The organism is Bifidobacterium sp. LH_230 (genome assembly GCF_056357555.1).
This window is the reverse complement of sequence record NZ_JBKEWJ010000010.1, coordinates 58,926-85,600: the sequence shown is the minus strand read 5'-3', so window position 1 is coordinate 85,600 and position 26,675 is coordinate 58,926. Positions and strand designations below refer to the sequence as shown.

Sequence of the window (26,675 nt, the reverse complement as noted above, 5' to 3'; positions counted from 1 at the left end):
GCCAGCAACAAAAAAGACCCGAGACACGCACCGCACGCATGGATATGCGTATGGCACATGCCTCAGGTCTTGCGTCTTGTGTGACTTGCAACCCTGCAAAAGTAGAAGTTCATGAGTCAATATATAACCGACGTTAACTCAAACGCAAACTTCGGTGTGTCTTATTGACCGAGTTGTCAATAATACCCGCACCGTCAACGAGCGCGCGCAACTGAGCACAAAATATGACAGAAATTAACACTCCGGTTGCCTGCACGATGGATGCAAAGGTTTGCATGGACGTGAGGCCGTGGCACAATAGGGCTTATGGTAGCAACAAATGCGGGTCTTCCCGCCACCCCAGCTGATCTGATCAACGTCGACGAAGTCATCGGCAAGTACTACGACCTCGTCCCCGATCCGTCCGTCCCCGAGCAGCGCGTCGTCTTCGGCACCTCCGGCCACCGCGGATCGTCCCTGAAGACCTCGTTCAACGAGGCCCACATCGTCGCCATCTCCCAGGCCATCGCCGAATACCGCAAGAAGGCCGGCGTCACCGGCCCGCTGTACCTCGGAGCCGACACGCACGCGCTGTCCGAGCCGGCCAAGAAGACCGCCATCGAGGTGCTCGTCGCCAACGGCGTGCACGTGCGCATCGACTCGCGCGGCGACTTCGTGCCGACCCCGGTCGTCTCCCAGGCGATCCTGACGCACAACCGCGCGGCCGACGGCACCCAGCGCTTCACCGGCGACGGCCTCGCCGACGGCATCGTCGTCACCCCGAGCCACAACCCGCCCACCGACGGCGGCTTCAAGTACGACCCGGTCACCGGCGGCCCGGCCCCGGCCGACGTGACGAACGCGATCGCCGCGCGCGCCAACGAGCTGCTCGGCGACTACAAGAACGTCAAGCGCGTGCCGTACGAGGAGGCCATCAAGTCCGAGTACGTCGAGGGCTTCGACTTCCGCGACCACTACGTCTCCGACCTCGGCAACGTGATCGACTTCGACGCGATCCGCAACTCCGGCGTGCGCCTGGGCATCGACCCGCTCGGCGGCGCGTCCGTGAACTACTGGCCGCTCATCAACGAGAAGTACGGCCTGAACATCGGCGTCGTGCGCCCCGAGGTCGACCCGACGTGGCGCTTCATGACCATCGACCACGACGGCAAGATCCGCATGGACCCGAGCTCGCCGTACGCTATGAAGGGCCTCGTGGATGAGCTCAACGCCGGCGCGTGGAGCAAGTACGACCTCGTCGGCGGCACCGACCCGGACGCCGACCGTCACGGCATCGTCTGCCCTGACTGGGGCGTGATGAACCCGAACCACTACATCGCCGTGTGCGTCGAATACCTGTTCGGCGGCAACCGTCCGGGCTGGCCGGAAGGCGCGGCCGTCGGCAAGACGCTCGTCTCCTCGTCCCTGATCGACCGCGTGGCCGCGTCGATCGGCGCGAAGGTGCTCGAGGTGCCGGTCGGCTTCAAGTGGTTCGTCGACCCGCTGTTCACCGGCGAGGTCGCGTTCGGCGGCGAGGAGAGCTCCGGCATGAGCTTCCTGCGCAAGGACGGCCGCATCTGGACCACCGACAAGGACGGCCTGATCCCCGACCTGCTGGCCGCCGAGATCACCGCCAAGACCGGCAAGAACCCGGCCCAGCTGCACCAGGATCAGGTCGCTCGCTTCGGCGAGTCTTGGTACAAGCGCGTCGACACGCCGACCACGTTCGAGCAGAAGCAGAAGTTCGCCAAGCTCACCGGCGACGACGTGACCGCCACGCAGCTCGCGGGCGAGGACATCACCGCCAAGCTGACCGAGGCGCCGGGCAACCACGCCAAGATCGGCGGCCTGAAGGTCACCACCAAGGACAACTGGTTCGCGGCTCGTCCGTCCGGCACCGAGAACATCTACAAGGTGTACGCCGAGTCGTTCGAGTCGCCGGAGGCGCTCGACAAGGTGCTCAAGGAAGCCGAAGAGGTCGTCGACAAGGCGCTGGCCTGAGCGTTCGACTGAGCTGAGATTTCCAGAGCATATCTGATTCGGAAGGCTGGTTGTGCGGCACGAATGATTTCGTGCTGCACAACCAGCCTTTTTGTTCGGTGCGATGCATGATCGTCGCCGTGATGCGGCATCACGCTTTGCGTGATGCCGTGTTGCTGGCGGCTTCGCCGCGGGTGCCCCAACCCGCCCGGCCTTCGCCGGATGCTCGTCCTGCGGTTACGGACGGACTTCATCCGCGCTGTCGTTGGCGGCTTCGCCGCGGTACCCCACCCCGGCGCTGCGCGCCACCCTCCCCTAAGAGGGGAGGGAAATGTGTCGACCTCTCCCTCCCCTTTTCAGGGGAGGGTTGCAGCGAAGCTGACGGGTGGGATACCGCGCAGACGCCAGTCTGTGCACCAGCACCGCATCGTGCGCAGCACGATTCCTTTTTTGTTGGCGGCGCTTTCGCGCCGCAGTACCCCAACCCGTCCAGCCCTCGCCGGGCACCCTCCCCTAAGAGGGGGAAAGGCTAACTTCTCAGGAGGGGAGGAGATCTTCATGTCGACGAAGACTCTGATCGGCCGTTCTTTCCCTCCCCTGTTAGGGGAGGGTGGCGCGCAGCGCCGGGTTGGGGTACTGCGGCGAAGCCGCCAATAATGCGGCATCGTGCTCAGCACGATACCTTTTGTTAGCGGCGCTTCGCGCCGCGAGTAACGCGGCATCGCGCGCAGCACGATGCCGCTCCTCTTCCACAGTCCGGACGACTTATAGTCACAATGACTATATCTAGGTATAGCGTAGCGGTCAGCAATCGTTCAGAGCGACCGATGGCACCAAGCCAGCCGGTCCATGTCAAGAAGAGGAAGAATCATGAACGATCTTATGAACGGCATCAAGAACGCCGTCGATCCGCAGCGCGTCGTGCGCGAACTACTCGACTTCAAACCGGGCGAATTCACCCTGATCGGCGCGATGCTGCTCGCGCAGATCATCTCGTTCGTCTTCACCGGCTCCTACACCGCCGCCGACTGGATCGGACTGATCTCCGGCATCTGCATCGTCTTCAACCTCATCCTCGTCGACCGCGGCCGCCTGACCAACTATCTGTGGGGCTTCCTCGGCTGCGCGACGTGGCTGTGGGTCGCCGTCATGAACCACCTCGTCGGCGACATCTTCTCCCAGATCTTCTACGTCGTCATGCAGTTCGTCGGCGTGTACGTCTGGCAGCGTCAGCTCGACCGCCAGCGCAATGCCGACGCCCCCACGAGCGGCAAAAGCGAATCCGTCGGTTCGGCCGAGGTCAAGGCCCGCAACATCACGTGGTGGCAGGGTCTGCTTGCGATCGTATTCACCGTCGCCGTGTATCTGATCGTCGTGTTCACGTCGCACGCGACCGGCGGCGTGCAGATCTGGCTTGACGGTACGCTGCTGCCGCTCGGCATCATCGGCCAGGTGCTGATGACGTACGGCTATCGTTCGCAGTGGATCGCGTGGCTGCTGCTCGACGTCATCAAGGTCGTCATCTGGTGGAACCAGCTCGCCGCCGGCGGCCCGGGCGCGATGTCGATGTTCGTGCTGCAGGTCGTCATGCTCGTCAACGGCTTCTACGGCACGTGGGTGTGGTTCCACAAGGACAGCGTTGCCGCCACGGCTTCCGCACAGTCCGTCCAGCCGGTCGTCGCGAAGGCCTGACCCGCGATGCCCAGCTGCAATCTCACCACCGCGCCGCTCGCCGGCTCGCGTTTCGCGGTCGTCGTCAGCCGGTTCAGCCCGCTGCACGCCGGCCTCGAACAGCGCATCTACTCGCTCGCATCGAACTACGACGGCGTGATCCTCGTGCTCGCATCGCGCCCCGACCCGGCCGACGGCATCGGTCTCGACTCGCTGACCGGCATGAGCGCGCGCAACCGCTTGCGCTACCTGCGCGAGGCGTTCAACGACGATCCGGCCATCAGCCCGAAGAAACTCATCTGGGACAACGACCAATCCAACGACCAATCCAACAGTCAGACCGCCGGGCTATCCGCGGACATCGCCGCGGACGCGCCGGCATGGATCAAGCAGCTCAAGGACGTCGCACGATCGGCCGTCGCGCCGGCGTCGCTCGCCGCCCGCCCCACGTTCACGATCGTCACCGACATCACCGCCGTCGACCGCACCTTGCGCAACGCATGGCCGGCCGCAGACCGACAGTCCGGCGCGGACGCCACGCAGCAGCCGGCGGCCACGCCGATCAGTAGCGACGGCAGCGATCAGTCCGACATCATCGAGCGAACCGCAGCCGATCCTGCCGACTCCACACCCAACCCAACCGCCGCGGAACACGACCGTTGGCTGATCGGCGACTTCATCCCCGGCTCCGACGAACTGCAGCGCGCGATCTGCGCCGCGCCGCACGATCGCAAGTACTGGTCGGCCATCAACCACACGTTCCGCCGTGAGTTCACGACCGTCGTGCTCGTCGTCGGCAGCGCGTCGGTCGGCAAGACCACGATGGTCACGCGACTGTCGAAGCTGTTCGACGCACCGATCGCCGTCGAATACGCGCGCGAGTTCGAGGAGGCGCGCAACGTGGACGACGACGAGCTGACCGCGTTCGACTACCAGCGGCTCGTCCTGAGCAAATTCGCGCAGAACGAGCAGGCGCTTGCCTCGGACGCGAACCATGGCATCGTCTTCCTCGACACCGACGCGATGGTGACCAAAACCTACGTGGAGCGGTACCTGCCGCCCGAGGAGGCCGCGCGGCTCGACTCGACGTTCGACATGGTGATTCGGCAGGAGCGGCCCGATCTGGTGCTCGTGATCCCGCCCGTCACCGAGTACGTGGACGACGGGTTCCGCGCGATGCAGTGGGCGTCGGACCGGTACAAGTTCCATGAGACGCTGATGAAGGTGCTGGGCGAGTCGCCGTACGCGGACCGGGTCGTCATGCTGGACGACCGCACGTTCGCCGAGCGCGACGCGCATGCGATCCGCGTGATCGGCGAGCGCACCGGCTTCGCGCCGCGGGCGATGCTCGGGTAATCGTCACCTGACTTGCGTGGTATTCGGGCTATTAGCGGCCCATGCTGGCTCAAACATCACGGCGGCGACGATGCTGGCGTGATGTTTTTGCCAGTATCCCTCCCTTGCTATCTCGAACATCACGCGAGTGGCCCCGTTTGCGTGATGTTCGGGATAGCGCTCACCTCTTGCTAGCAGAATTGTCACGCAATGAGGACTCGGCCGCGCTGCAGTGAGATGACTTCCGTGATATTTCCGCTAATATCCATCCCCTGCTATCCCAAATGTCACGGAAATCAAGCCCCTTGCGTGATGTTTCGGATAGCAGCAGACCATTCCTATCCGAAATATCACGGAAGAGAGGGCGCCGGCGTGATGTTTCGGATAGCGCCTATCCCGTACTAGCAGAATTGTCACGCAAACGGGTCGGCTCGCGTGACAATTCCGCTAGTAGTCGGGCGGTACTATCCCAAATGTCACGCAAGGGCTTGATTTGCGTGATGTTCCGGATAGTACCGATCCGTTGCTATCCGGAACATCACGGGAACAAAGGCGCCGGCGTGATGTTTCGGATAGCAACGGCACTGCGGTAGCCAACAGATCACGGAAACGACCCCTTGCGTTAGGGTGATCGTATGACTATCACTGTTTCCACTGACGGGTCAGCGCTGGGCAACCCGAATGCTGAGCCGTTAAGCGAACAGTCCGGTGGACTGTTCGTAGGCGAAGTGAGCGGGCGCGCTACAGGCGCCCGCGAAGGGGCCGTTCGGGTTGGCCAGAAAGCGAGCGCAGTATGACTATCACTGTTTCCACTGACGGGTCAGCGCTGGGCAACCCGAACGGCCCTATGGGTTGGGCGTGGGCCGATCATGAGGCGCACGCGGGCGGACGGCACGGCCACGAGCACGGCGGCGACTGCGATGCGGGCGGCGCGACGAACGGCACGAACCAGATCGGCGAGTTGTGCGCGGTGCTCGAGGCGCTACGCGCGCACCCCGGCTCCGAACCGCTGGTGATTGAGACGGATTCGCAGTATGCGATCAACTGTTCGACCAAGTGGGTGCACGGCTGGAAGAAGAACGGCTGGAAGAATGCGCAGAAGAAGCCGGTGAAGAACGCGGCGCTGATCAAGGCGATCGACGCGGAACTGTCTCGGCGGGCCGGATCGGTGAAGTTCGTGTGGGTCAAGGGTCACGCGGGCAACGCCGGCAACGAGAAGGTCGACGAGCTTGCGCGAACGTATGCAGGAGACTGCCGCTCGGGGGTGCGTGACGGCTACCTGCCGAAGGAAGGATGGGAGTCGCTGCTGGCGTCCGAGTACGCGAAAGGCACGAATGTGCCGGCCGACGCGCGAATGCTGATGGACGGGCTGATTTCCGCGAAGGACTACCATTTGGGCCGCGGCGAGGATTCGGGAGACGGCGGCGATGCGGCCGGACTCGGCGGACAGTTCGGGTCGGAAGATTTCTCCGCTCCGCTTCGCTCCGGTCGGAATGACAATGAACGAAGCGCTGACGACTTCGGGCGAGATAACAGTGAACGGGCCGGATTCAGTCGAGATAACGGCGCTGAATCCGCCATCGGAGCCTTCTCCACCATCCCAGACGAGATCGGCTCCCCCACTGTCATTTCGAGCGAGCGCAGCTCCTCCTCTACTGTCATTTCGAGCGAGCGCAGCGAGTCGAGAAATCTTCCCGACTCATCGACGCCATCGTTGTCATCCGCACCGTCGGCTGAGCCATCTTCGCAACAGCCGTCCGCGGCACAGACCGCATCGTCCCAGTCGTCGGAATGTCAGTCAGTACAATCATTGATATCGCTGATGACGCAACCCACGCAGCCATCCTCGCAACCGCAGTCATCCGCAGCACCGTCGTCACAGCCCGTCGCGCAGTCGTCACTGCCGCAGCAGTCACGCCCGTCGGGGCTTGCGGTGTCCGGCACGCTAAGGTTCACTCCCCCGCCGTCGTCCAGCCCGACGTACGACGGCCAGCCGCGCATGATCAGCGGCTACGTCATGATCGACGGCTACGTGAACGGCGACGGCACGATCACGATCGACAGCGCGCCGTTTTTGGTGCGGCAGTAGGCCGCGCCGGACATGATCTACCGGACGAACCGCCTGTCAACCAAACGGCGACCGATCGTCGACCAACAGTCAGCCAACGGCCGGCCAACGGTCAGTCATCCGCCCGACGCACGTGGCCGGCACCCGCGGATGTAACAAGCATCACACCAAAAACGGGACACAAGGTCACAACAAGGAACACATCGGATACACTAGAGAATTGGGCCGAACGCCGCGCACGAAAGCGGCGCGAGGCGAATTTCCCGTCGAAGGAGAGTAGATATGGATAAGGCACAACAGGATGCGCTGAAGAAGGCGGCCGGCATCGAAGCCGCCAAGCTGATCACCGACGGCATGATCGCGGGCCTCGGCACCGGCTCGACCGTGCGGTTCCTCGTGGACGAGCTCGGCCGCCGCGTCAAGGAGGAGGGCCTCAAGTTCACGGGCGTCACCACCTCCCGCCGCACGCAGGAGCAGGCCGAGGGCTACGGCATCAAGATCGTCGACATCGACGACGTTGACCACATCGACATCACCATCGACGGCGCGGACGAGGTCGACAAGAACTTCAACGGCATCAAGGGCGGCGGCGCGGCCCTGCTGTGGGAGAAGATCGTGGCGACCAACTCCGACAAGATCGTGTGGATCGTGGACGAGTCCAAGGTTGTGGACACCATCGGCAAGTTCCCGCTGCCGGTTGAGGTGATCCCGTTCGGCGCCGGCCACGTCATCAAGAAGTTCGAGGCCAAGGGCTACAAGCCGACGCTGCGTCTCGACGCCGAGGGCAAGCCGGTGCGCACCGACGAGAACAACTACGTGGTCGACCTGCACCTCGAGCGCATCGATCACCCGCAGGATCTGGCCGAGGACCTCATCACCACGGTCGGCGTGGTGGAGCACGGCCTGTTCCTCAACATGGTCGACAAGGTCATCGTGGGCGACCCGAACGGCCCGCGCGTGATGACCAACTCCAACAAGTGAGCTGATGATCGGTTGGTTCTTGCCGTTCCAGCCTTGAGCGCAAGCCGATCGGCCCGCAGACGGCCGTAACTGAGTCCCTGCTTCATCAGCGGGATTCGGTTACGGCCGTTTTTATATCATGCCGCCGGATTCCAGCGCGACCAATCTCGGGAATATGCCCTATCATCTGGAAATAGTTGCGCTAAGACGATGCCAGTGTAACGATTCTCGGAAAACGACCCACTCGTCCGGAAATAGTTGCGCTAGCAATGACTCAGTGCAACCATTCCCGGACGAAGCCGCTTATATCCGGAAATAGTTGCGATGAGACGATGCCAGCGCGACGATTCTCGGAACGGTGGGATGATTTCCGGAAATAGTTGCGCGGAACAAAGCAACCACAGGCCGCATTGTCCCATAGCTGATTCAGAGCTACAGCCCGAACCGCCGCGACGAACGGGACCGGACGGAGGCGGCGCAGGTATGAGAAAGCCCCTTGCGGAACAATCCGTAAGGGGCTTTTCTGTTGCTCACCGAGTGAGCGAGAAGACTACTTGCGCTGGTGGCGAGTCTTACGCAGCAGTTTGCGGTGCTTCTTCTTGCTCATCCGCTTGCGGCGCTTCTTGATGACCGAACCCATCTCAGCCTCCGTTCCTAAAAGGTCGTAAAGTTTGCAACTTGCCCAATAGTACACGCATTCTGGGACGAATGGTACCGGCGTTCCGCGACGGGCGTTTCCGCACGGCATCGGACCGCGGCACGCAGGCCAAGGAATCTTCCCCTCAGCCGCGGCTACCCGCTGTCCCGAAATGCGACTGCCTGGACTTACAGCGGGAAGTTCTGGTAGAACCGCTCCACCGCGGCCTTCGCGCCGGTCACCTGGAAGACGACCGTGTCGTTCTGCCACACGGCGATCGCCTTGTTCTCGTCGTTCGCGTCGGTCTTGGCGGTGTAGCTGCCCTTCTCCTCGCCGGACACCTTCACCTTGCCCGAACCGAGTTCCGTGCCCTTGAGCGCGCCGGCCAGCGCCGTGTACTGGGTCTTCGCCGCGTCGGACGCCGCCCACTGCGCGACGATCAGCGTCACGTCCTTGGCGGTGTCGCCGGTCGAATACGTAAGCGTGTACTCCTCCAGCGGCGACGTGCTGTTCCACGTCGTGCTCGCGTCGGCCTTGGTGCGCGCGTAGTTGAGCACCGTGTCGGGCATCGCCTTGAGCAGTTCGCTGGCACCGTCCGGCAGCGCGGTCGCCTCGATGCTCGGCGTGGTCGGCTCCGACTCCTCCTTCTTGCCGTCGGTCGACGACGTATCGGAGCCGCCGGTTGTAGTCGAGGAGTTACCGCCGGCCTGCTGCGACGCGTTGTTCTTGCTCAGCGCCCAGCCCGGCCAGATGAACGCGGACAGCAGCGCCAGCACGATCACGAGCGCTGCGGCCACCACGACGGCGATCAGTTTGCCATGAGACGGCGATACGGAAGACGATGGTTGAGTGTTCGACATGGCTTAGATTCTCTCACAGCCGCATGACTCGGGGCAGACGGCCACGACCGCAACAAAGCTCTTTGACTGTTGTTGAGTTACGGTCGTTCCCCGTGGCCGAAACGGCCGCAACTCAACAACAATCGACGGGTCGGTCAGCACGCCGCACTCCCCGATGTCGCAAAAACCCGATACCGTCAAAGCATGGCGAAAACTGCGGTGCAATATCTGTGTTCCGAATGTGGCTGGAGCGGGTCGAAATGGTACGGCCGCTGCCCCGAGTGCGGCCAGTGGGGCACCATCGAGGAGTTTCACGAGGCGCGGGTACGGGGCGCAGCGGGCAGCGGCGCGGGCGGCGCTCGCAGTGCCGGGGCCGGCAATCGCACCGCCGCGCCGGGCCGCACCGCACGAACCACGCCCGGCGCGGTGCCGGCGCAGTCCGCCGCGCGACCGATCACGCAGATCGATACCGACGCAGTCACCCGTATTCCCACCGGATTCAGCGAGTTCGACCGCGTGCTCGGCGGCGGCATCGTGCCCGGATCGGTCGTGCTGATCGCGGGCGAGCCGGGCATCGGCAAGTCGACGCTGCTGTTGGAGACGGCCGGCAACATCGCACGGGGCGTGCGAAGTGCGCAGGATTCACTTACGCTGGCATCATCGGCACAGTCAGCCAGACAATCAGCCAGCAAGACCGCCGGCCAGTCAGCCGAACAGCCAGCCACCAAATCCGTCCTCTATATCTCCGGCGAGGAATCCCTCGCGCAGGTGCGGTTGCGGGCCACGCGCATCAACGCGGTCGAACCGAACCTGCTGCTCGCCTCGACCACCGATCTGGCGACCGCGCTGGGCCTGATCGAGCAGGAACGGCCGGCGCTGGCGATCGTCGATTCGGCGCAGACCATCGTCTCGCAGGACGTCGATGGCATCTCGGGCGGCTCCACGCAGGTGCGCGAGGTCGCGAGCGCGCTGATCGACACCGCGAAAAGCCTTGACGTGCCGGTGTTTCTGGTCGGCCACGTGACCAAGGACGGCTCGATCGCCGGCCCGCGTACGCTCGAACATCTCGTGGACGTGGTGTGCCAGTTCGAGGGCGATTCGCAGACCGCGCTGCGCATGTTGCGCGCGGTGAAAAACCGCTTCGGACCGACCGACGAGGTGGGCTGTTTCGACATGAGCGGCGAGGGCATCGAGGAGGTGACCGACCCGTCCGGCCTGTTTCTGTCGACGTCCGGCGCGGGTGTGGGCGCGGATGGCAAGCCCGAGCCGCCGGTGGAGGGCACGTGCGTGACATTCACGTTGGATGGCCATCGCAGTCTGCCGATCGAGGTGCAGTCGCTGGTGACGAGTTCGGTGCTGCCGACGCCGCGCCGCGCGGTCAACGGCGTGGATTCCAACCGGATCGCGATGCTCACGGCCGTGCTGTACCGGCACGGGAAAGTGAATCTGCTGGCGAACGACCTGTATGTATCAACGATCGCGGGCGGACTGGCGAAGGAACCGGCGTGCGATCTGGCGATCGTGGCCGCGCTGGCGAGCGCCGCGAAGTCGCGCCCGATTCCTCGCACGACGTGCGCGATCGGCGAGATTTCACTGACCGGACAGGTACGTCCGGTGCCGCGACTTGAATACCGTCTGCGCGAAGCCGCCCGGCTTGGATTCACGACGGCAGTATGTCCGACGCCGCGCAAGCCGGTGAACGTGCCTGGCTTACGGATCGTGGAGACATCCACGCTGGCTGACGCGCTCGCCGCGCTCGGATTGAGCCGCTGACGTGATATGAGATACGACATGAACATGCTTTCTCGCACCCTTCACGCCCTATCTTGCAGTTGTAGGGCATTCATTGCGTCATTGGCGATGAGCCGTACTGATACAGCACTGCAAAATGGCCATTTTCCAATGGTCGAACAGGATCGTTTCGCGAACAATCCTGCATAGAGACCCTACAACTGCAAGATACGCCTCAACGAGCAGACCCCCGCACGCCACGCACGTTGAAACGGCACTGGACCGGCTACAACCGCACAACCTTTGATGGAGGAACAAGCAATATGACCGAATTGGATTTCGCTCGATGGGCGGTCATGTATTCGCAACACACGAACCGTTCGTTGGCGGGCGCTCGGATTGCATTACCCGCCGAGGATGACGACGATATGCGCACATTTGCCGAAGCGGCCACACAGTGGGGCATGATCGTTGATGCCGTATCACGTCATTGCGAGCGCAGCGAAACAAACCGCACTTGTCATTCCGAGCAAAACAAAACGGCCCCCACTCTTCACTCCAGGCGAAGCGAGACAGTCCCTACCCGTCATTTCGAGCGTAGCGAAGCGGAGTCGAGCAATCTTGCCGAAGGCACTGAAAGATCTCTCGACTCCGGCTTCGCCTCCGCTCGAGATGACAAGACGAAAGCCGATTCCGTTCAAGAGGGCAATCGTGTTATCTCATTAGCTGACGAGGTGACGGATGCACGGAAGTTGTCGGGCAAGGATGCGATCGATTATGCCGAGCGGCATATGACGGTGTTGCGCACGCTGATGACGCAGTTGCGCGAAACCGTTGATTTTACAGGCGTTCGCATCGCGGTGTGCCTCGTGTTGGAGCCGAAGACCGCAGTGCTGTTGCGTCAGCTCAAGGCGGCCGGCGCGACGGTGGGCGTGTTCGCGGACCCGTCCGAAACCGACCAGCGCGTCGCCGATCAGCTCGCACGCGAGGGCATCGCCGTCGAAGCAAACGTATGCTGGACGCCCGAGGAAACACAGGCCGGCGCACTGCGTCTGTTGGATACGATCCGACCGCAGATCATCATCGACGACGGCGCGAGCTTCGCCCGTCTCGCCGCCGCCGAACGCCCGGAACTGCTGCGCGACCTGATCGGCGTGGCCGAGGAGACGACCAGCGGCGTGCGCGCGTTCCAGGCCATGCAGGACGCGGGCGCGCTCACGTTCCCGGTGATCGCGGTCAATGACAGCGTACTCAAAACCGGTTTCGACAACGAGCACGGCACGGGCGAAACCTGCGTGACGACCATGCAGGAGCTGCTCGGCGCGCACTGCTTCAGCGGCGCGCATGTCGCCGTGATTGGCTACGGGCCGGTCGGGCGCGGGTTCGCGCGACGCGTGCGCGCACTGGGTGCGCACGTCGTCATCTGCGATACCGATCCGGTCGCCGCGCTCAAGGCCGTGTTCGATGGCTTCGCCGCGCAGGATATCGATGATGCGGTCGCCAATGCCGGCATTGTCGTGTCCGCGACCGGCGTACGGCATACGATCGCAGTCGAACACATGCGGCTCATGCACAGCGGCACGGTACTGTCGGTGATCGGCGGCATCGCCAACGAGATCGCGCTGGACGACATCCCGGGCTTCCGGCATGACAACGCTCGCACGATCAGCAAGATCACCGTGCCGGACGGTCCGACGCTCACGCTGCTCGCCGAGGGCGACGGCGTCAACTACACGGCCGGCGGCGGCAATCCGATCGAGATCATGGATCTGAGTTTCGCCGTGCAGGCGAGCGCCGTCGCGCGACTGCTTGCATCACGCGCGAGCGTCGGCGATCAGCTCGCTCCCGGTCTGCATCGTCTCGACGCGGCATCCGACCGCCGCATCGCGCAGGTCGCCCTGAGCACGCGCGGTTTTGCCGCGAGCCACGCGGTTGCGGATAACGGCTACGACTGGCAGCTCACGCGATTTGCGGATGCGCAGTAAACGGCATCGCACCATCGTCGTGTGATGCCATGTGTTATGACGACCTAACGCCGTAAACGCTCCCTCAGTCAGCTTCGCTGACAGCTCCCTCAACCGAGGGAGCCGAGGCTCCGCCTGTCTCCTGATGTCATGCACTTACAGACGGCAGACCGATTGCTCTCTGGCTTACCTGCCGGTCCGCACCTTGCCTACAAACAGCCCTGCTGTTTGCGTAACGGCAATGTCCTAACCGAGGGAGCCGAGGCTCCGCTTGCTTCTTGGGAGCGGCGGACGGTTTCCATCTCGACGGCGTTGCGTCGCAGGGTGGCCGGTATAACTGAACCATGACCACAACCGACGATTTCGACCCGCTGTATGCGGCCGCGCACCCGGCCCCACTCAACGAGGTCACGCTGTACAGTGCGCCGCTGATCATCCCCGTCACCGGACCGGTGATCATGGACGGCGCGATCGCCGTGGCCGGCAGCCGCGTGGTGCATGTCGGCACGCGCCGCTGGGTGCTTGACACGCTCAAGCAGGACATGGCTGCGAACGCTCGCATCGACGAGCATCATTGGCACGGCATCATCACGCCGGGCCTGATCAACGCGCACACGCACCTGCAGTACACGAACATGGCCGAGGTCGGCCGCGGCACGTACACGAGTTTCCGCGACTGGGAGCTTGGCTTCAATCCAGTGTACGAGCGGCTGTGCGAGGAGGGCGATTGGAAGGCGTCGGCCGAGCAGGGCGCGCGCATGATGGTCGAGGCGGGCACCACCGCCGCGGCCGACATCGTGACCGACCCGGAGGCGGCGGGCGCGCTCGCCTCGCAGGGCATGCACGGCGTGGCGTACTGGGAGGTGATGGACTGGCGCAACGACGACTGGCGCAAGGTCGGCGTGCGCGAGCTCGTACGGCACTTGGGACGCATGCGCGCCGAGGACCTGCCGAGCGTGGGTATCAGCCCGCACGCGCCGTACACGCTGGAAACCGCGCCGTTCGTGGATTTGCCGGACATCGCACGTCAGCTTGACATGCGTCTGCACATCCACTTGGCGGAGACGCCGATGGAGGCCGGCACCAACTCCGGTTCCAGCTCGCACAGCTGCGAAACCACGCTGTCGACGTATTCGGCGGCCGCGTGGCGCGACGAGGACTGGTCGAGCTACCAGCAGCTCAAGGACGCCGGCATGGGCGCATCCGCGATCCAGTTCCTCGATCAGCTCGGCTCGCTCGGCCCGGACGTGCACATCGCGCACGGCGTGTGGGCGAACACGGAGGACCGCCGTATCCTGCGCCAGCGCGGCGTGGGCGTCGCATTGTGCCCGCGCTCGAACCGGATCACCGTGACCGGCCGCGACGCGCCGATCCGCGAGTATCTGGAGGAAGGCAACCTGCTGGCGGTCGGTACGGATTCGCTGTCGAGTTCGCCGAGTCTGGATGTGCTCGACGATGTGGCAATGCTGTACGATCTGGCCCGCGAGCAGGGCTACGCCGGCGCCGACCTGACGCATCGGCTGATTCGGATGATGACGCTCGGCGGCGCGCAGGAACTCGGCATGCACGTCGGCGCGGGACGCATCGGGCAGATCAACGCGGGCGCGATGGCCGATCTCGCGTTCTTCGACGTGCCGGTCTACGTGGCCACACCGCGCGGCATCGAAGACACGCTCGAGGAGCTGGTGCGCCACGGTGCGGGCACGAACCGCGCGACCGTCATCTCCGGCCGCGTCGTCTACAACAACGGCGCGTTTTGATTCGACTTGCGCCCGTGGAATCGACCGTGGGCCGATACCGTATTGTGGCGGTCTTCGACCGCGGTACCCCAACCCGTCAGCTTCGCTGCCGCCCTCCCCTCACAGGGGAGGGAAAAGAGAGAAGGAATCATCATCATGAGTGTTGCATTGGAGAATATGAGCGCATACGCACGTTCCGTCGTGGAGCGGCTCGGGCTTGAGGCGCATCCCGAAGGCGGCTGGTACACGCGCGACTGGCAGGCCCCGGCGACCGACCCCGCGTCCGGCCGACCGCTCGCGTCGCTGATCTATTTCCTGTTGCCGGAGGGCGACGCGAGCGCCTGGCACAAGGTCGACGCCGACGAGATCTGGCTGTGGCACGGTCCGGCGACCGTCACGCTGGAACTCGGCGGCAGCGGCGATCAGCCGGCCGACGATCCGGCCGAAATCCAGCCGATCGTGCTCGGACAGGGCATTACGGATGGTACGATCGCAGATCATGCGGCGACCGATCCGGATGCATCGCCGATTGCCGCAACGGCCACCGCCGCGACCGCCGACGATACGACGGCATCGCAAACCGCGTCACCGGTCATCGCCGCCGATCAGCCGGTTGGCCACGCGATCGTTCCCGCCGGCGTGTGGCAGCGAACCGTCCCGGGTCGCGGCGACGCGCTCGTCTCCTGCGTCGTATCCCCCGGCTTCACCTTCGACGGTTTCACGCTGCAGTAGGCAGCACCAACGCATCGCAACGGCTCCGCCACGTGGCCGGCCGGAACGCACCGCCCGTCGCCACCGCTCGCCACCACCTCATGCCCGCAATGACGGGATTCTCTCGACGATCCGCATCATCGAGAGAATCCCGTCACGCCAATCAGCCCGCCATAACCGGCTATAGATAACGGCGATAGGCACGCGAGCGCGGCGGTAGCGGGAATACTTTAGAATTGGCGCTGATGCGCCAAAACCGCCGTGCGCATATTCGCATATCCGCAAGAAACCGGCCGGCAGCCGGTCAGCAACGGCAGGCAGTCACGGCGCACATCTGTTACTAAGGAGAGGAAACCATGTTCAACAAGAACGGCATCATTCGCGCGGCCGTCGCGACCGTCAGCGTCATCGCGCTCGCGTTCTCCGCGGCCTGCGGCACGTCCAGCAGCAACGACAACGCGAACACCAATTCCAACGCCGGTAGCTCCGACATCACGCAGCAGACCATCACCCCCGGCACGCTCACCATCGCGACCGGCGACCCGGCGTACGAGCCGTGGGTCATGAACGACAAGCCGGAGTCCGGCGAGGGCTTCGAGGCCGCACTGGCCTACGCCGTGGCAGACAAGCTCGGCTTCAAGAAGGACAACGTGAAGTGGATTCGCACCACGTTCGACTCGGCCATCGCCCCGGGCGCCAAGGACTGGGATCTCAACATCCAGCAGTTCGGCATCACCGACGAGCGCAAGCAGGCCGTCGACTTCTCGTCCGGCTACTACAAGGACACGCAGTCGGTCGTCGTGAAGAAGGACGGCAAGTTCGCGTCCGCCAAGTCGCTCGCCGATCTCAAGGACGCCGTGATCGGCGTGATGGTCGGCACGCAGGCGTACACGATCGTCAAAGACAAGATCAAGGACGACATCCAGACCTTCAACGACGACGCCTCGCTCGCGCAGGCGCTTGAGGCCGGTCAGATCGACGCGCTCGTGACCAACACGGTCGAGAGCGTGTACATGGTCCAGTCGGAGCAGGTCAAGGATGCCAAGGTGCTCGGCCGCATCGCCGGTTCCGAAGACAAGGACGGCCTGGGCATCGTGCTGCCGAAGGATTCCAAGCTCACATCGGCCGTCACCAAGGCCGTGGACGATCTGAACGCTGACGGCACGCTCAAGCAGCTGCAGGACAAGTGGCTGGCCGAGTACACCACCGACCTGACCGAACTGAAGTAGGACGAACCGGTTCGCCCACTGCAATAGAATCGCTGTTATGGTCGATTCGCAAACTTCGCAAGACCTCGCCACCGACGCGGCCGCAACGCCGCCGGTGAGCGAGGTCGAACTTTCTCGCCGTGCCTACCGACGCCAGCAGCAGCTCAAGTCGGTCGTCACGAGCCTCGTCAGCACGATCGTGCTGGCCGCCATCGTTGTCATCGGACTGCAATTGTCGCCCGGCTGGCCGCGCGTCAAGCAGACGTTCTTCTCCGCCGAATACTTCGCGAAATCGTTTCCCGAGGTGCTCGACGGCCTGTGGCTCAACATCAAGGTGCTTGTCGTCGCGGTGATCGGCGTCGCGATCTTCGCCACGCTGATCGCGCTCGTGCGTACAAGCAAAAGCCCGGTCATGTTCCCGCTGCGAGCGTTGGCAGCGATCTACACGACCGTCATGCGCGGCATCCCGATGATCGTCATCCTGTATCTGATCGGCTTCGGCATCCCTGGTCTGCAGCTGACCAAGCAGCGCATCGACCCGTCGCTGCTCGGCACGATCGCCGTGATCATGGGCTACAGCGCGTACGTCGCCGAGGTGCTGCGCGCCGGCTTCAACGACGTGCACCCCTCGCAGCGTGCGTCCGCGCGGTCGCTGGGCCTGACGGCCGGGCAGACGACGTGGCTGGTGGTCGTGCCGCAGGCGTTGCGCAAGGTCGCGCCCGCGCTGATGAACGACTTCATCTCGATGCAGAAGGACGTCGGCCTGATCTCCGTGCTGGGCGCGGTGGACGCGGTGCGTGCGGCGCAGATCGAGGTGGCAAGCTCGTACAACTTCACGCCGTACGTGGTGGCGAGCCTGCTGTTCATCCTGATGAGCGTGCCGTTCATCCTGCTCAACGACTGGTATTCGGAGCGGTTGCGCAAACGTGAGCAGAGCGGAGGCACGGTATGAGCGGTATGAATGGCATGAACAGCAACAGCGAACGTATGCAGACGGCTGGCAGCACGACTGCTCCCGGCGGCACGGGCACCACTGCCGCCCCGGCCATCGCCGAGCCGAGTGGACTGGTCACATCCACCCCCCTGCCGGTGCTGCGGCTTGACAACATTCGCAAATCGTACGGTTCCACGCAGGTGCTGCGCGGTATCTCGTTCGACATCCAACCGCACGAGGTCGTCGCGTTGCTCGGCCCGTCCGGTTCCGGCAAGTCCACGCTCATGAAGTGCGTGAACCTGCTCGAACAGGTCGACGACGGCCAGATCTGGCTGGGCGACACCGACATCACCGACCCGCGGGCGAATCAGGACAAGATCCGCGCGCGCATCGGCGTGGTGTTTCAGCAGTTCAACCTGTTCCCGCACATGTCGGTGCTCAAGAACGTCACGCTGGCGGCGATCAAGGTGCATCACTGGGATCGCGGGCGTGCCGAGGCGCGAGCGCTCGAGCTGCTCGACCGCATCGGCATGCGGGCGAAGGCGAATTCGTATCCTGATCAGTTGTCGGGCGGTCAGCAGCAGCGCGTGGCGATCGCGCGTGCGTTGATGACCGATCCGGAACTGCTGCTGCTCGACGAGATCACGTCGGCACTGGACCCGATGCTCGTGGGCGAGGTGCTGAGCATGGTCGCCGAGCTGAAATCGCAGGGCACGACGATTCTGATGGCCACGCACGAGATGAGTTTCGCGCATGACGCGGCCGATCGCGTGGTGCTGCTGCGGCGCGGCGTGATCGCGGAGAACGGTACGCCTCGCGAGGTGATGGACGAATCCGAGGACCCGGAGACGCGCGAGTTCTTCGCTCACTTCCGGCACTGAGTGACCGCGGGGGCCGTTGCGCGGGTTCGCGCGGGGTTATTTCCCGATCTCATATGCGTTGTGCCCCGCTGGGAACCATCCCAGCGGGGCACATTCATGACGGCTTCATGGTTGAACCCCGATTACGGCCATGTGCGGGGCTGACCATAGAAATCATGTGCAGTCCGCCCCCGCATAAGCGGTTCCCAGCGAGGCACATCCATGACGGCTTCTGGGCATCGCCCCGCGCAGAACCCTGCCAGCGGGGCAACTCCCGGACATTTCAACGATGCGCCCCGCCAGCATCTGTTTGCGGGGGCGATTCCATGACGGCATATACGATTGTCCCCGCTGGAATGACACCCAGCGAGGCCAATCAGGATTCCGTCATGGTTATGCCCCGCTGGGAGGCTGCCTAGCGGGGCATAACCATGACAGCTTAGGGGATTTGCCCCGCACAGGACCACGCCAACGGGGCGATTCCCGGACATTTCAGCGATGCGCCCCGCCAGCATCCGTTTTGCGGGGCAACTCCCGGACGGCTTCGGCTCAATGCCGCGCCGCCGGTCACGCGGTCAGGCGCTTGGTCTCCTCGACGTTGCGGCCAAGCTCGGCCACGAGCGCGTCGGCGGAATCGAACTTGACCTGCGGACGCAGGAATCCGGCGAACTCGACGCGCACGCGGTGACCGTACAGTTCCAGCCAGTCACCGGTGATGGCATACGCCTCGACCACGCGCTCGTGCAGTCCGGTCGTCTCGCTGAACGTCGGCTTCGTGCCGATCGAGATCGCGGCCGGCCAGCGCCACGGCGATCCATCCGCGATACGGGCCTTGTCGTCGGAGGCGACGCGGTCGACATCATCGGCGGCCGTATCGGCCGGCCCCATATCGACCAGCCAGCCCGCGTACACGCCGTCGACCGGCAGGTAGCCGCGCACCGTCGCCTCATCCAGATTCGCGGTCGGGAAGCCGATCGTGCGGCCGCGCTCCTCGCCATGCACCACGGTGCCTTCGATCGAATGACGGTGCCCGAGAATTTCGTTCGCCGCGACGATGCGGCCCTGGCTGAGCAGGTAGCGCACGTTCGTGGAGCTCCATGTGCGATGCAGCTTGGCCTGATGCTTCTTGCTCCACGCGCGCAGCTCGGCCTTGCTCATCGCCGCGAACGGGTCAGCCGGCTCACCCCATTCGGTCGGCATCTGCGGTTCGGCATCGGCCGGAATACGCACGTGCCCCGGGCCGCGATCATCCACCACGTCCAGTTCGAAGACTCCAGTGGCGGCGGACAGTGTGGAAATCGCTTTCACATCGCCGGCACGATCCTTGCCCATCGCCGCATCCTGGCCGAGCACGAGCGTGCGCATGCCGAGCTTGCCGACCATCTGCCCAAGGAAGAAACGATATGATTTCGCGGCGAACGCGAGCGTATAGCGCACGATCAGCACATGATCGACGCCGAGTTCGCGCATGAAACGCAGCCGCTCATCCACGATGGTAAGCGCTTGCGTATCGCGCACGTCGTCGCCCGGTTCGGTGCCGTTGTGCGCGGCCGCGTAGCCGTGCACCAGGCCGGGGCGCGGGTCGAACAGCACCACGACCGAGAACGCGTCAAACCGCTTCGCCAGCTCGACCGTGCGGCCGATCACCGCCTGATGGCCGCGGTGCATGCCGTCGAACACGCCGACCGTCACGACGGATTTCCTGTCGTTGCTTAAGGTCGGCCAGTCGACCAGTCCGGTCGGGTCGGGGGTGAGTCGGGTGATGTTCATATGATCCTCGTTCCAGTGTGTCTTGCGCGGTTTCCATCGCAGCGGCACGCGCGTTGCCCGCGACATGCGGTGCGCGTGCGGACGTTCCTATGACAGTGTACTCGACCGCATTCTGGTGCGCCCAGACATGCACGGAGGGATTTCATCCTGCGCGCAAACCGACGGTTTTATGTCCATCAGCATCATCTTGCGTGATATTCGAGATAGCAACGCCCCCTACTAGCAGAAACATCACGCAAGAGACACCTTTTGCGTGACATCGAGGATAGCAACGGGCCAGTAGTAGCCAGAATGTCACGCTAATGATGGTGGAACGGAGCAGGAGCAAGCATGTCACACGATCAGTCATCGACTCGGGTAGAAGATGGCAATGCTGGGTCCAGGATCGATCAGTCGGCGTGGAAGACGACGAGGGGCTTGGCCTCGCCGCGTTTGGCACGATCGATGATGGCGGCCACGTCGCCGGCGCGCTGGTCGCCGGAAGCGTCGGGCACGAAGGCCGCGGTCGGTTCGTGGATGTCGTAGGGGACGCGGCGGCCGAAGCGCAGGTTGACCGCATCCTCGGCGGTGATTGCGAGCGTTGGCATCGCGGTACGTACCGATTCGACCATCGTCATCGCGTACGAGGCCAGCAGCTTGTCCCCGGTCACGTCGAGCACCGCGCGATTGCGAGTCACCGTTTCGCCGGCACGGTTCGTGAACGTGCGCGATTCGGTGTGTGCGGTGACTACGTTTGCTGCGGTCACGTCAAACCGGCCGACGCGCGTGCGCCGCAGCCGGGTCAGGTAGCCGCCGCAGCCGAGCAGCTCGCCCAGATCTCGGCCGAGCGCGCGGATGTACGTGCCGGCCGAGCAGCTCACCCGCACGTCGAGGTCGATCGCCGGCACCAGCTCATGGCCGATGGCGGAATCGGAGCGTACGGCCGATGCCGAACCGGTGGATCGTTCATCAAAGAACGCAGACCGGGTCTCCCCCGCACGTTCGATCGGCGATCCGGACAAGGCTTCGCCCACAACATCCGCACCAGCCGCCGACGCCACGTCGCGATCGTCGATCAGCGGGCCGTTGGTGCGCTCGGCATCGGTGAAGCCGACGCGCATGTCGATCACGTCGAACGCGTGGATCGTGACCGGGCGCGCCTTCAGCTCGACGTCCTTGCCGTCACGGGCGAGATCGTAGGCGCGCTGGCCGTTGATCTTGATTGCGGAGAACGTGTTCGGCACCTGTTCGATCGGACCGGTGAGATGCGAGGCGATGGCGCGCTCGATCAGGTCGCGCGTGATGGTTGCGGGGAAGGAAAGATCTCTCGACTCCGCTGCGCTCCGCTCGAGATGACAAGGGGTGTCCGTGCTTCGCTCGAGATGACGGGAAGCATCCGCGTTACGCTCGAGGTGGCAAGAGGTATCCGCACTACGCTCGAGATGACGGGAATCACCTGCATCGATCAGCTCGCCGTCGGCGTCGTCGGTGGTGGTGCGGCGGCCGAGCCGGATCGTCGCCTCGTAGGTCTTGTCGTGGTCGACGATGTAGTTGAGCAGCCGCGTCGCGTTGCCGAATCCGATGACGAGCACGCCGGTGGCCATCGGGTCGAGCGTGCCAGCATGACCGACTTTTTTCGTGTGCAGCGCGGCGCGGACGGCCGCGACCAGATCATGACTGGTCACGCCCTGCGGCTTGTCGATGACAAGCAGTCCGGACGGCTGTGACTGGTGCTGCGGTTGCGCGGGCATAGGTTACCTCGATCGATGATGAATAGTGCGGATGATGTTCGATGCCGAGACGTGTACTCCAGATGTCATTCGAGCGAGGCATAAACACATATCCCATTTTGTCATTTCGAGCGAGGCGAAGCCGAGTCGAGAAATCTTTCTGGGCGGCATGACGACAAAAAGATTTCTCCATTCGCTTCGCTCGGTCGAAACGACAAGGAAAGACCCTAGCGCTCAGTCGAAATGACAGAAGAGACCCGATGCCCAGCGAAATAACAGGATACAGAATTTGGCGCTTTGTCGGGATTTACGGTGATGGGATTTGACGCTCCCTCAGTCAGCTTCGCTGACAGCGTCCTGCAATTGAGGACGGCGAGCGGCCGCGCTCTGCTGGCTCGCTGTCGCTCGCACCTCGCCTACAAACGCCGCCGGCGTTTGCTATACGGCTCGGCCTAGCCGAGGGAGCCGAGTCCCTCGGCGTCAGGATGCGTTCCGGTACTTCTTGTTCCTAGCCCCTGTCAGGGAAACCAGGGAGATCAGGCGTTCGTATCGGCGTCGCCGTCTTCTACGGTCACCTCGTCGTTGTCGTACTCGTCATCCTCGAAATCGTCGTCATCAACATCATCCGACTCGTCGCGCTCCTCGGGATGCTTGTACGGATCGGCGTCGCCGGCGTACTGCGCGCTCTCGCGGGCGCGGGCCAGCTCCTCGTCACGCTTGCGGGCGATCGCGAGGATGTCCTCGATCTCGGTGGCCTCGCCGGGCACCTCGTCGAAGATGAACTGCAGCTGCGGGGTCAAGCGCAGACCGGCCTTCGCGCCGACGAGCGAGCGCAGACGGCCCTTGGCCTGTTCGAGCGCCTGCTTGGCGCGCTTGCGTTCGCCGTCCTCGTGGCCTTCGTGGCCGAGCTGGGTCCAGTAGATCTTGGCGATCTGCAGATCGTTGGTGACGCGCACTTCGGTGATGGTCACGTTCGCGAGGCGCTTGTCGTGCAGCTGAGCCTCCATGTTGGACGCGATGACGCGCTGGATGAGCGCGGCGATGCGGGCCGCGCGGGGGTTCGTTCCGGGCATGGGAAGTCCTTTCATACTGTTTTGGCCCCCTCTGCGCAAGGGGGCTGTCGGGAAACGTAGTGCGGCCGGGGGAACGCACCGTACGAATATCCGCACGAATCCAAATCCGTATGAGATGCGGACCTCGTACGAATCGGGTGTACGCTCCCCCAGTCAGTCTGCGACTGACAGCCCCCTCAGCCGAGGGGGCCAAGTTGAATTAAGCGAAGACAGGCAAGACTACTTGCGTTCGATCTCGCGCATCTCGAAGGTCTCGATGATGTCGCCGATCTCGATGTCGTTGAAGGTGCCGAGGTTGATACCGGCCTCGTAGCCTTCCGCGACCGACTGCACGTCGTCCTTGAAACGACGCAGCGAGGAGATCTCCAGATCGTTGACCGTGGCGACGCCGTTGCGCAGGATACGGCACTTCGTACCGCGCTTGACCTCGCCGTCCTGCACCATGACGCCGGCGATGTTGCCGAACTTGGAGGAGCGGAAGATCTCGCGGATCTCGGAGTGGGAGGTGACGACCTCCTCGTATTCCGGCTTGAGCATGCCCTTGAGCGCGGCCTCGATGTCTTCGATCGCCTTGTAGATGACCGAGTAGTACTTGATCTCCACGCCCTCGCGCTCGGCAAGGTCCGCGACCTGACGGTTCGGGCGGACGTTGAAGCCGATGATGACGGCCTTGTCGACCGTGGCGAGGTTGACGTCGTTCTGCGTGATCGCGCCGACGCCGCGGTGGATGACCTGGATGCCGACCTCGTCGGACACCTCGATCTTCATCAGGGAATCTTCCAGCGCCTCGACGGAACCGGACGAGTCGCCCTTGATGACGATGTTGAGCATGTCGACCTCGGACTTGGCGAACTGCTCCTTGAGGGATTCGAGCGAGACGACCTTGCGGCGCTTGGCGAGCTGCGCGGCGCGTTCGGTGGCCTGGCGCTTCTCGGCGATCTGGCGCGCGGTGCGGTCGTCCGGGGCGACGAGGAACAGGTCGCCTGCGGTCGGCACGGAGGTCAGACCCAGCACCTGCACCGGCGTGGACGGGCCGGCTTCCTTCATGTGGTTGCCGTTCTCATCGAGCATCGCGCGGACGCGGCCGTACGAGGTGCCGGCCACGATCGCATCGCCGATGTGCAGGGTGCCCTGCTGGACGAGCACGGTCGCCACGGCACCGCGGCCCTTGTCGAGTCGCGCTTCGATGGTGGCACCGCGGGCGTCCATATCCGGGTTCGCACGCAGGTCGAGATCGGCGTCGGCGGTGAGCAGGACGGCTTCGAGGAGCTTGTCCACGTTGATGTTCTGCTTCGCGGAGATATCGACGAACATGGTGTCGCCGCCGTACTCCTCAGCCACGAGACCGAACTCGGTGAGCTGGCCGCGCACCTTCTCCGGGTTCGCGCCCGGCTTATCGATCTTGTTGACGGCCACGACGATCGGCACGTGGGCCGCCTGCGCGTGGTTGATGGCCTCGACGGTCTGCGGCATGACGCCGTCATCCGCGGCCACGACGATGATCGCGACGTCGGTGATTTCGGCACCGCGGGCACGCATGGCGGTGAACGCCTCGTGGCCCGGGGTATCGAGGAACGTGATCTTGCGCTTCTCGCCGTCAAGGTCGACGGTCACCTGGTACGCACCGATACGCTGCGTGATGCCGCCGGCCTCGCGTGCGACGACGTTGGTCTGGCGGATCGTGTCGAGCAGCTTGGTCTTACCGTGATCGACATGGCCCATGACGGTGACGACCGGCGGACGGGGCTTGAGGTTCTCGTCCTCCTGCAGCTCCTCTTCGTCCAGATCGATGTCGAACTGCTGGAGCAGCTCCTTGTCTTCCTCTTCGGCGGAGACGATCTTGATGTTCCAGCCGATCTCCTCGCCGAGGATCTGGAAGGTGGACTCGTCGAGCGACTGCGTGGCCGTGGCCATTTCGCCGAGGTGGAAGAGCACGGTGACGAGGGCCGCCGGATTGACGTTGATCTTCTCCGCTAGATCGGCGAGGGACGCGCCCTGACGCAGACGGACGGTCTGGCCGTTGCCGGTCGGGATGCGAACGCCGCCGATGACCGGGGCCTTCATCTCCTGGAATTCCTGACGCTTCGCAAGACGGTTCTTACGCGCCTTCGAGGACTTGCCGCCCTGACGGCCGAACGCGCCGGCAGCGCCGCCACGACCGCCACGGCCGCCGCGTGCGGGACCGTTGCTCGGAGCGCTGTTCTGACCGGCACCTGCACCGGCACCGAAACGGTTGCCGCCGCCCTGACCCGGACGAGCGCCCTGCGCGCCGCCCTGACCCGGACGGTTGTGACCCCACTGGCCCGGACGCGGTGCGCCCTGACCGCCCTGACCCGGACGACCATTGCGGAAGCCACCGCGGCCGCCGCCCTGACCCGGACGGCCACCACGGCCACGGCCGCCGCCCTCGCCGTTGTTCACGGTCGGGCGAGCCATCGGGTGCGGACGCGGGATGTCGCCCGGCGTCGGGGTGCGCATGCCCTGCTTGCGGCTGAACGGATTGTTGCCCGGACGCGGGCCCGGAGTCGGCGCTGCGGACGCGGACTGGCCGCCGTTCTGGCCCGGCTGGCCGGCCGGACGCGGCGCGTGCGGCAGCGGAGCACCCGGACGGGCGCCATTGCGCTCGCCACGCGGCTGATGGTTGCGCTCGTTGCGCGGCTGGCCGTTGCGGTTGTCGCGGCGATCATCACGGCGACCGTCACGACGACGATCGTCACGACGACCATCGCGGTCGTCGCGCTGCGGACGCGGCATGTGCTGGGCCGGCTTCGGGATGCCCGGGACCGGAGCGAACGGCTTCGGCGCGGCCGGGGTCGGCGCAGCGGACTCGGCCGGAGCGTGCGGAGCCGGCGTGTGCGCGGACGGCTGACCCGGGGTGTGCGGATGCGGGGTCGGCGCGGCCGGACGCGGTGCCGCCGGAGCCTTGTGTTCGGATGCGTTAGTAGATGCTGCGGGCTTGCGGGCAGGCTCCCCAGCCTTGCCACCGCCCTTGGTGTTCCCCTGGAATGCCGCCTTCAGACGGCGAACGACCGGCGCTTCGACGGTCGACGATGCGGATTTGACGAACTCGCCCATATCCTTCAGTTTTGCAAGGACGTCCTTGCTTTCCACGCCAAGTTCCTTGGCCAGATCATACACGCGTGCTTTCGCCACTAAATTTTCTCCTATCCAAACCGCGCGTATGATGACGCGGTCACTGTTGGTTTATCGAGAGCCTACATTGAGTGTCCGTGCGACGTTTCATCATTCGACGTCTCATCGTGCGACCATGATCGTGCTACCTCGTGTTTCGTCATCAAGGCATGACCGCGCGGCGCGACCATGCTCGGATTCCGAGACAAGCATACTCGTGCCATTGGATGTGTGCGCCTTGCGCAACACGCCCGAAGTTTGCGCACATCGATCCTGTCATTTCGAGCGAGCGCAGCGAGTCGAGAAATCTTATGCCATCAATGACTGGGAAAGATTTCTCCGCTCGCTGCGCTCGGTCGAAATGACATCATCAGC

At 64.1% G+C, this 26,675-nt stretch carries 18 protein-coding genes; 12 read left to right on the top strand and 6 right to left on the bottom strand.

The genetic code is table 11. From position 1 onward, the window contains the following. The first annotated feature begins 306 nt into the window (after window positions 1–306). The 5 genes from pgm to rpiA all read left to right on the top strand — a co-directional run bounded on the left by pgm (window position 307) and on the right by rpiA (window position 8,014). Entirely contained in the window at window positions 307–1,980 is a 1,674-nt protein-coding gene (gene pgm, locus AC1A0G_RS06455) for a phosphoglucomutase (alpha-D-glucose-1,6-bisphosphate-dependent) (protein WP_476528382.1), read from the top strand. 849 nt (window positions 1,981–2,829) lie between these two features. Next, entirely contained in the window at window positions 2,830–3,651 is an 822-nt protein-coding gene (gene pnuC / locus AC1A0G_RS06450; RefSeq protein ID WP_476528381.1) for a nicotinamide riboside transporter PnuC, read from the top strand. Between the two features lie 6 nt (window positions 3,652–3,657). Beyond that, window positions 3,658–4,986, top strand: a complete 1,329-nt coding sequence (locus AC1A0G_RS06445) for an AAA family ATPase (protein WP_476528380.1) — start codon at window positions 3,658–3,660, stop codon at window positions 4,984–4,986. Window positions 4,987–5,758: 772 nt separating this feature from the next. Then, on the top strand, window positions 5,759–7,054 hold the full coding sequence (locus tag AC1A0G_RS06440) for a ribonuclease H family protein (RefSeq protein WP_476528379.1): 1,296 nt from the start codon (window positions 5,759–5,761) through the stop codon (window positions 7,052–7,054). 261 nt (window positions 7,055–7,315) lie between these two features. Then, on the top strand, window positions 7,316–8,014 hold the full coding sequence (gene rpiA / locus AC1A0G_RS06435) for a ribose-5-phosphate isomerase RpiA (protein WP_476528378.1): 699 nt from the start codon (window positions 7,316–7,318) through the stop codon (window positions 8,012–8,014). 529 nt (window positions 8,015–8,543) lie between these two features. Here rpiA and AC1A0G_RS06430 read toward each other — a convergent pair. Both AC1A0G_RS06430 and AC1A0G_RS06425 read right to left on the bottom strand, forming a co-directional pair. Beyond that, complete coding sequence (locus AC1A0G_RS06430) at window positions 8,544–8,633, bottom strand: 30S ribosomal protein bS22 (RefSeq protein ID WP_004268639.1); 90 nt, start codon at window positions 8,631–8,633, stop codon at window positions 8,544–8,546. 185 nt (window positions 8,634–8,818) lie between these two features. Further along, window positions 8,819–9,490, bottom strand: a complete 672-nt coding sequence (locus AC1A0G_RS06425; RefSeq protein WP_476528377.1) for a hypothetical protein — start codon at window positions 9,488–9,490, stop codon at window positions 8,819–8,821. Window positions 9,491–9,673: 183 nt separating this feature from the next. On the opposite strand from AC1A0G_RS06425, the gene AC1A0G_RS06420 reads away from it, so the two are divergent. From AC1A0G_RS06420 to AC1A0G_RS06390, 7 genes are all read left to right on the top strand, one after another. Beyond that, entirely contained in the window at window positions 9,674–11,242 is a 1,569-nt protein-coding gene (locus tag AC1A0G_RS06420) for a DNA repair protein RadA (protein WP_476528376.1), read from the top strand. Window positions 11,243–11,523: 281 nt separating this feature from the next. After that, window positions 11,524–13,185, top strand: coding sequence for an adenosylhomocysteinase (locus AC1A0G_RS06415; RefSeq protein WP_476528375.1), 1,662 nt, complete (start codon window positions 11,524–11,526; stop codon window positions 13,183–13,185). Window positions 13,186–13,508: 323 nt separating this feature from the next. Beyond that, window positions 13,509–14,924 carry an amidohydrolase family protein gene (locus tag AC1A0G_RS06410; RefSeq protein ID WP_476528374.1) on the top strand — a complete coding sequence of 472 codons (1,416 nt, stop codon included), beginning with the start codon at window positions 13,509–13,511 and terminating at the stop codon, window positions 14,922–14,924. 135 nt (window positions 14,925–15,059) lie between these two features. After that, complete coding sequence (locus tag AC1A0G_RS06405; RefSeq protein WP_476528373.1) at window positions 15,060–15,635, top strand: cupin domain-containing protein; 576 nt, start codon at window positions 15,060–15,062, stop codon at window positions 15,633–15,635. A 335-nt stretch (window positions 15,636–15,970) separates the two neighbouring features. Continuing rightward, entirely contained in the window at window positions 15,971–16,843 is an 873-nt protein-coding gene (locus AC1A0G_RS06400) for an ABC transporter substrate-binding protein (protein ID WP_476528372.1), read from the top strand. A 37-nt stretch (window positions 16,844–16,880) separates the two neighbouring features. Next, window positions 16,881–17,774 carry an amino acid ABC transporter permease gene (locus tag AC1A0G_RS06395; protein WP_476528371.1) on the top strand — a complete coding sequence of 298 codons (894 nt, stop codon included), beginning with the start codon at window positions 16,881–16,883 and terminating at the stop codon, window positions 17,772–17,774. Next, complete coding sequence (locus AC1A0G_RS06390; protein WP_476528370.1) at window positions 17,771–18,637, top strand: amino acid ABC transporter ATP-binding protein; 867 nt, start codon at window positions 17,771–17,773, stop codon at window positions 18,635–18,637. Before AC1A0G_RS06395 ends, AC1A0G_RS06390 begins: the two co-directional genes overlap by 4 nt. 546 nt (window positions 18,638–19,183) lie before the next feature. Here the strand turns inward: AC1A0G_RS06390 and ribF are convergent. The 4 genes from ribF to infB form a co-directional block, all read right to left on the bottom strand. Next, the gene (ribF, locus tag AC1A0G_RS06385; protein ID WP_476528369.1) at window positions 19,184–20,386 is read right to left on the bottom strand and encodes a bifunctional riboflavin kinase/FMN adenylyltransferase; all 1,203 of its coding nucleotides are present in this window, start codon (window positions 20,384–20,386) and stop codon (window positions 19,184–19,186) included. Between the two features lie 389 nt (window positions 20,387–20,775). After that, on the bottom strand, window positions 20,776–22,116 hold the full coding sequence (locus AC1A0G_RS06380; RefSeq protein WP_476528368.1) for a tRNA pseudouridine synthase B: 1,341 nt from the start codon (window positions 22,114–22,116) through the stop codon (window positions 20,776–20,778). 515 nt (window positions 22,117–22,631) lie between these two features. After that, a complete protein-coding gene (rbfA, locus tag AC1A0G_RS06375; protein WP_476528367.1) occupies window positions 22,632–23,168 on the bottom strand; it encodes a 30S ribosome-binding factor RbfA in 537 nt (178 codons plus the stop codon). Window positions 23,169–23,387: 219 nt separating this feature from the next. After that, the gene (gene infB, locus AC1A0G_RS06370; RefSeq protein WP_476528366.1) at window positions 23,388–26,321 is read right to left on the bottom strand and encodes a translation initiation factor IF-2; all 2,934 of its coding nucleotides are present in this window, start codon (window positions 26,319–26,321) and stop codon (window positions 23,388–23,390) included. Window positions 26,322–26,675 lie beyond the last annotated feature (354 nt).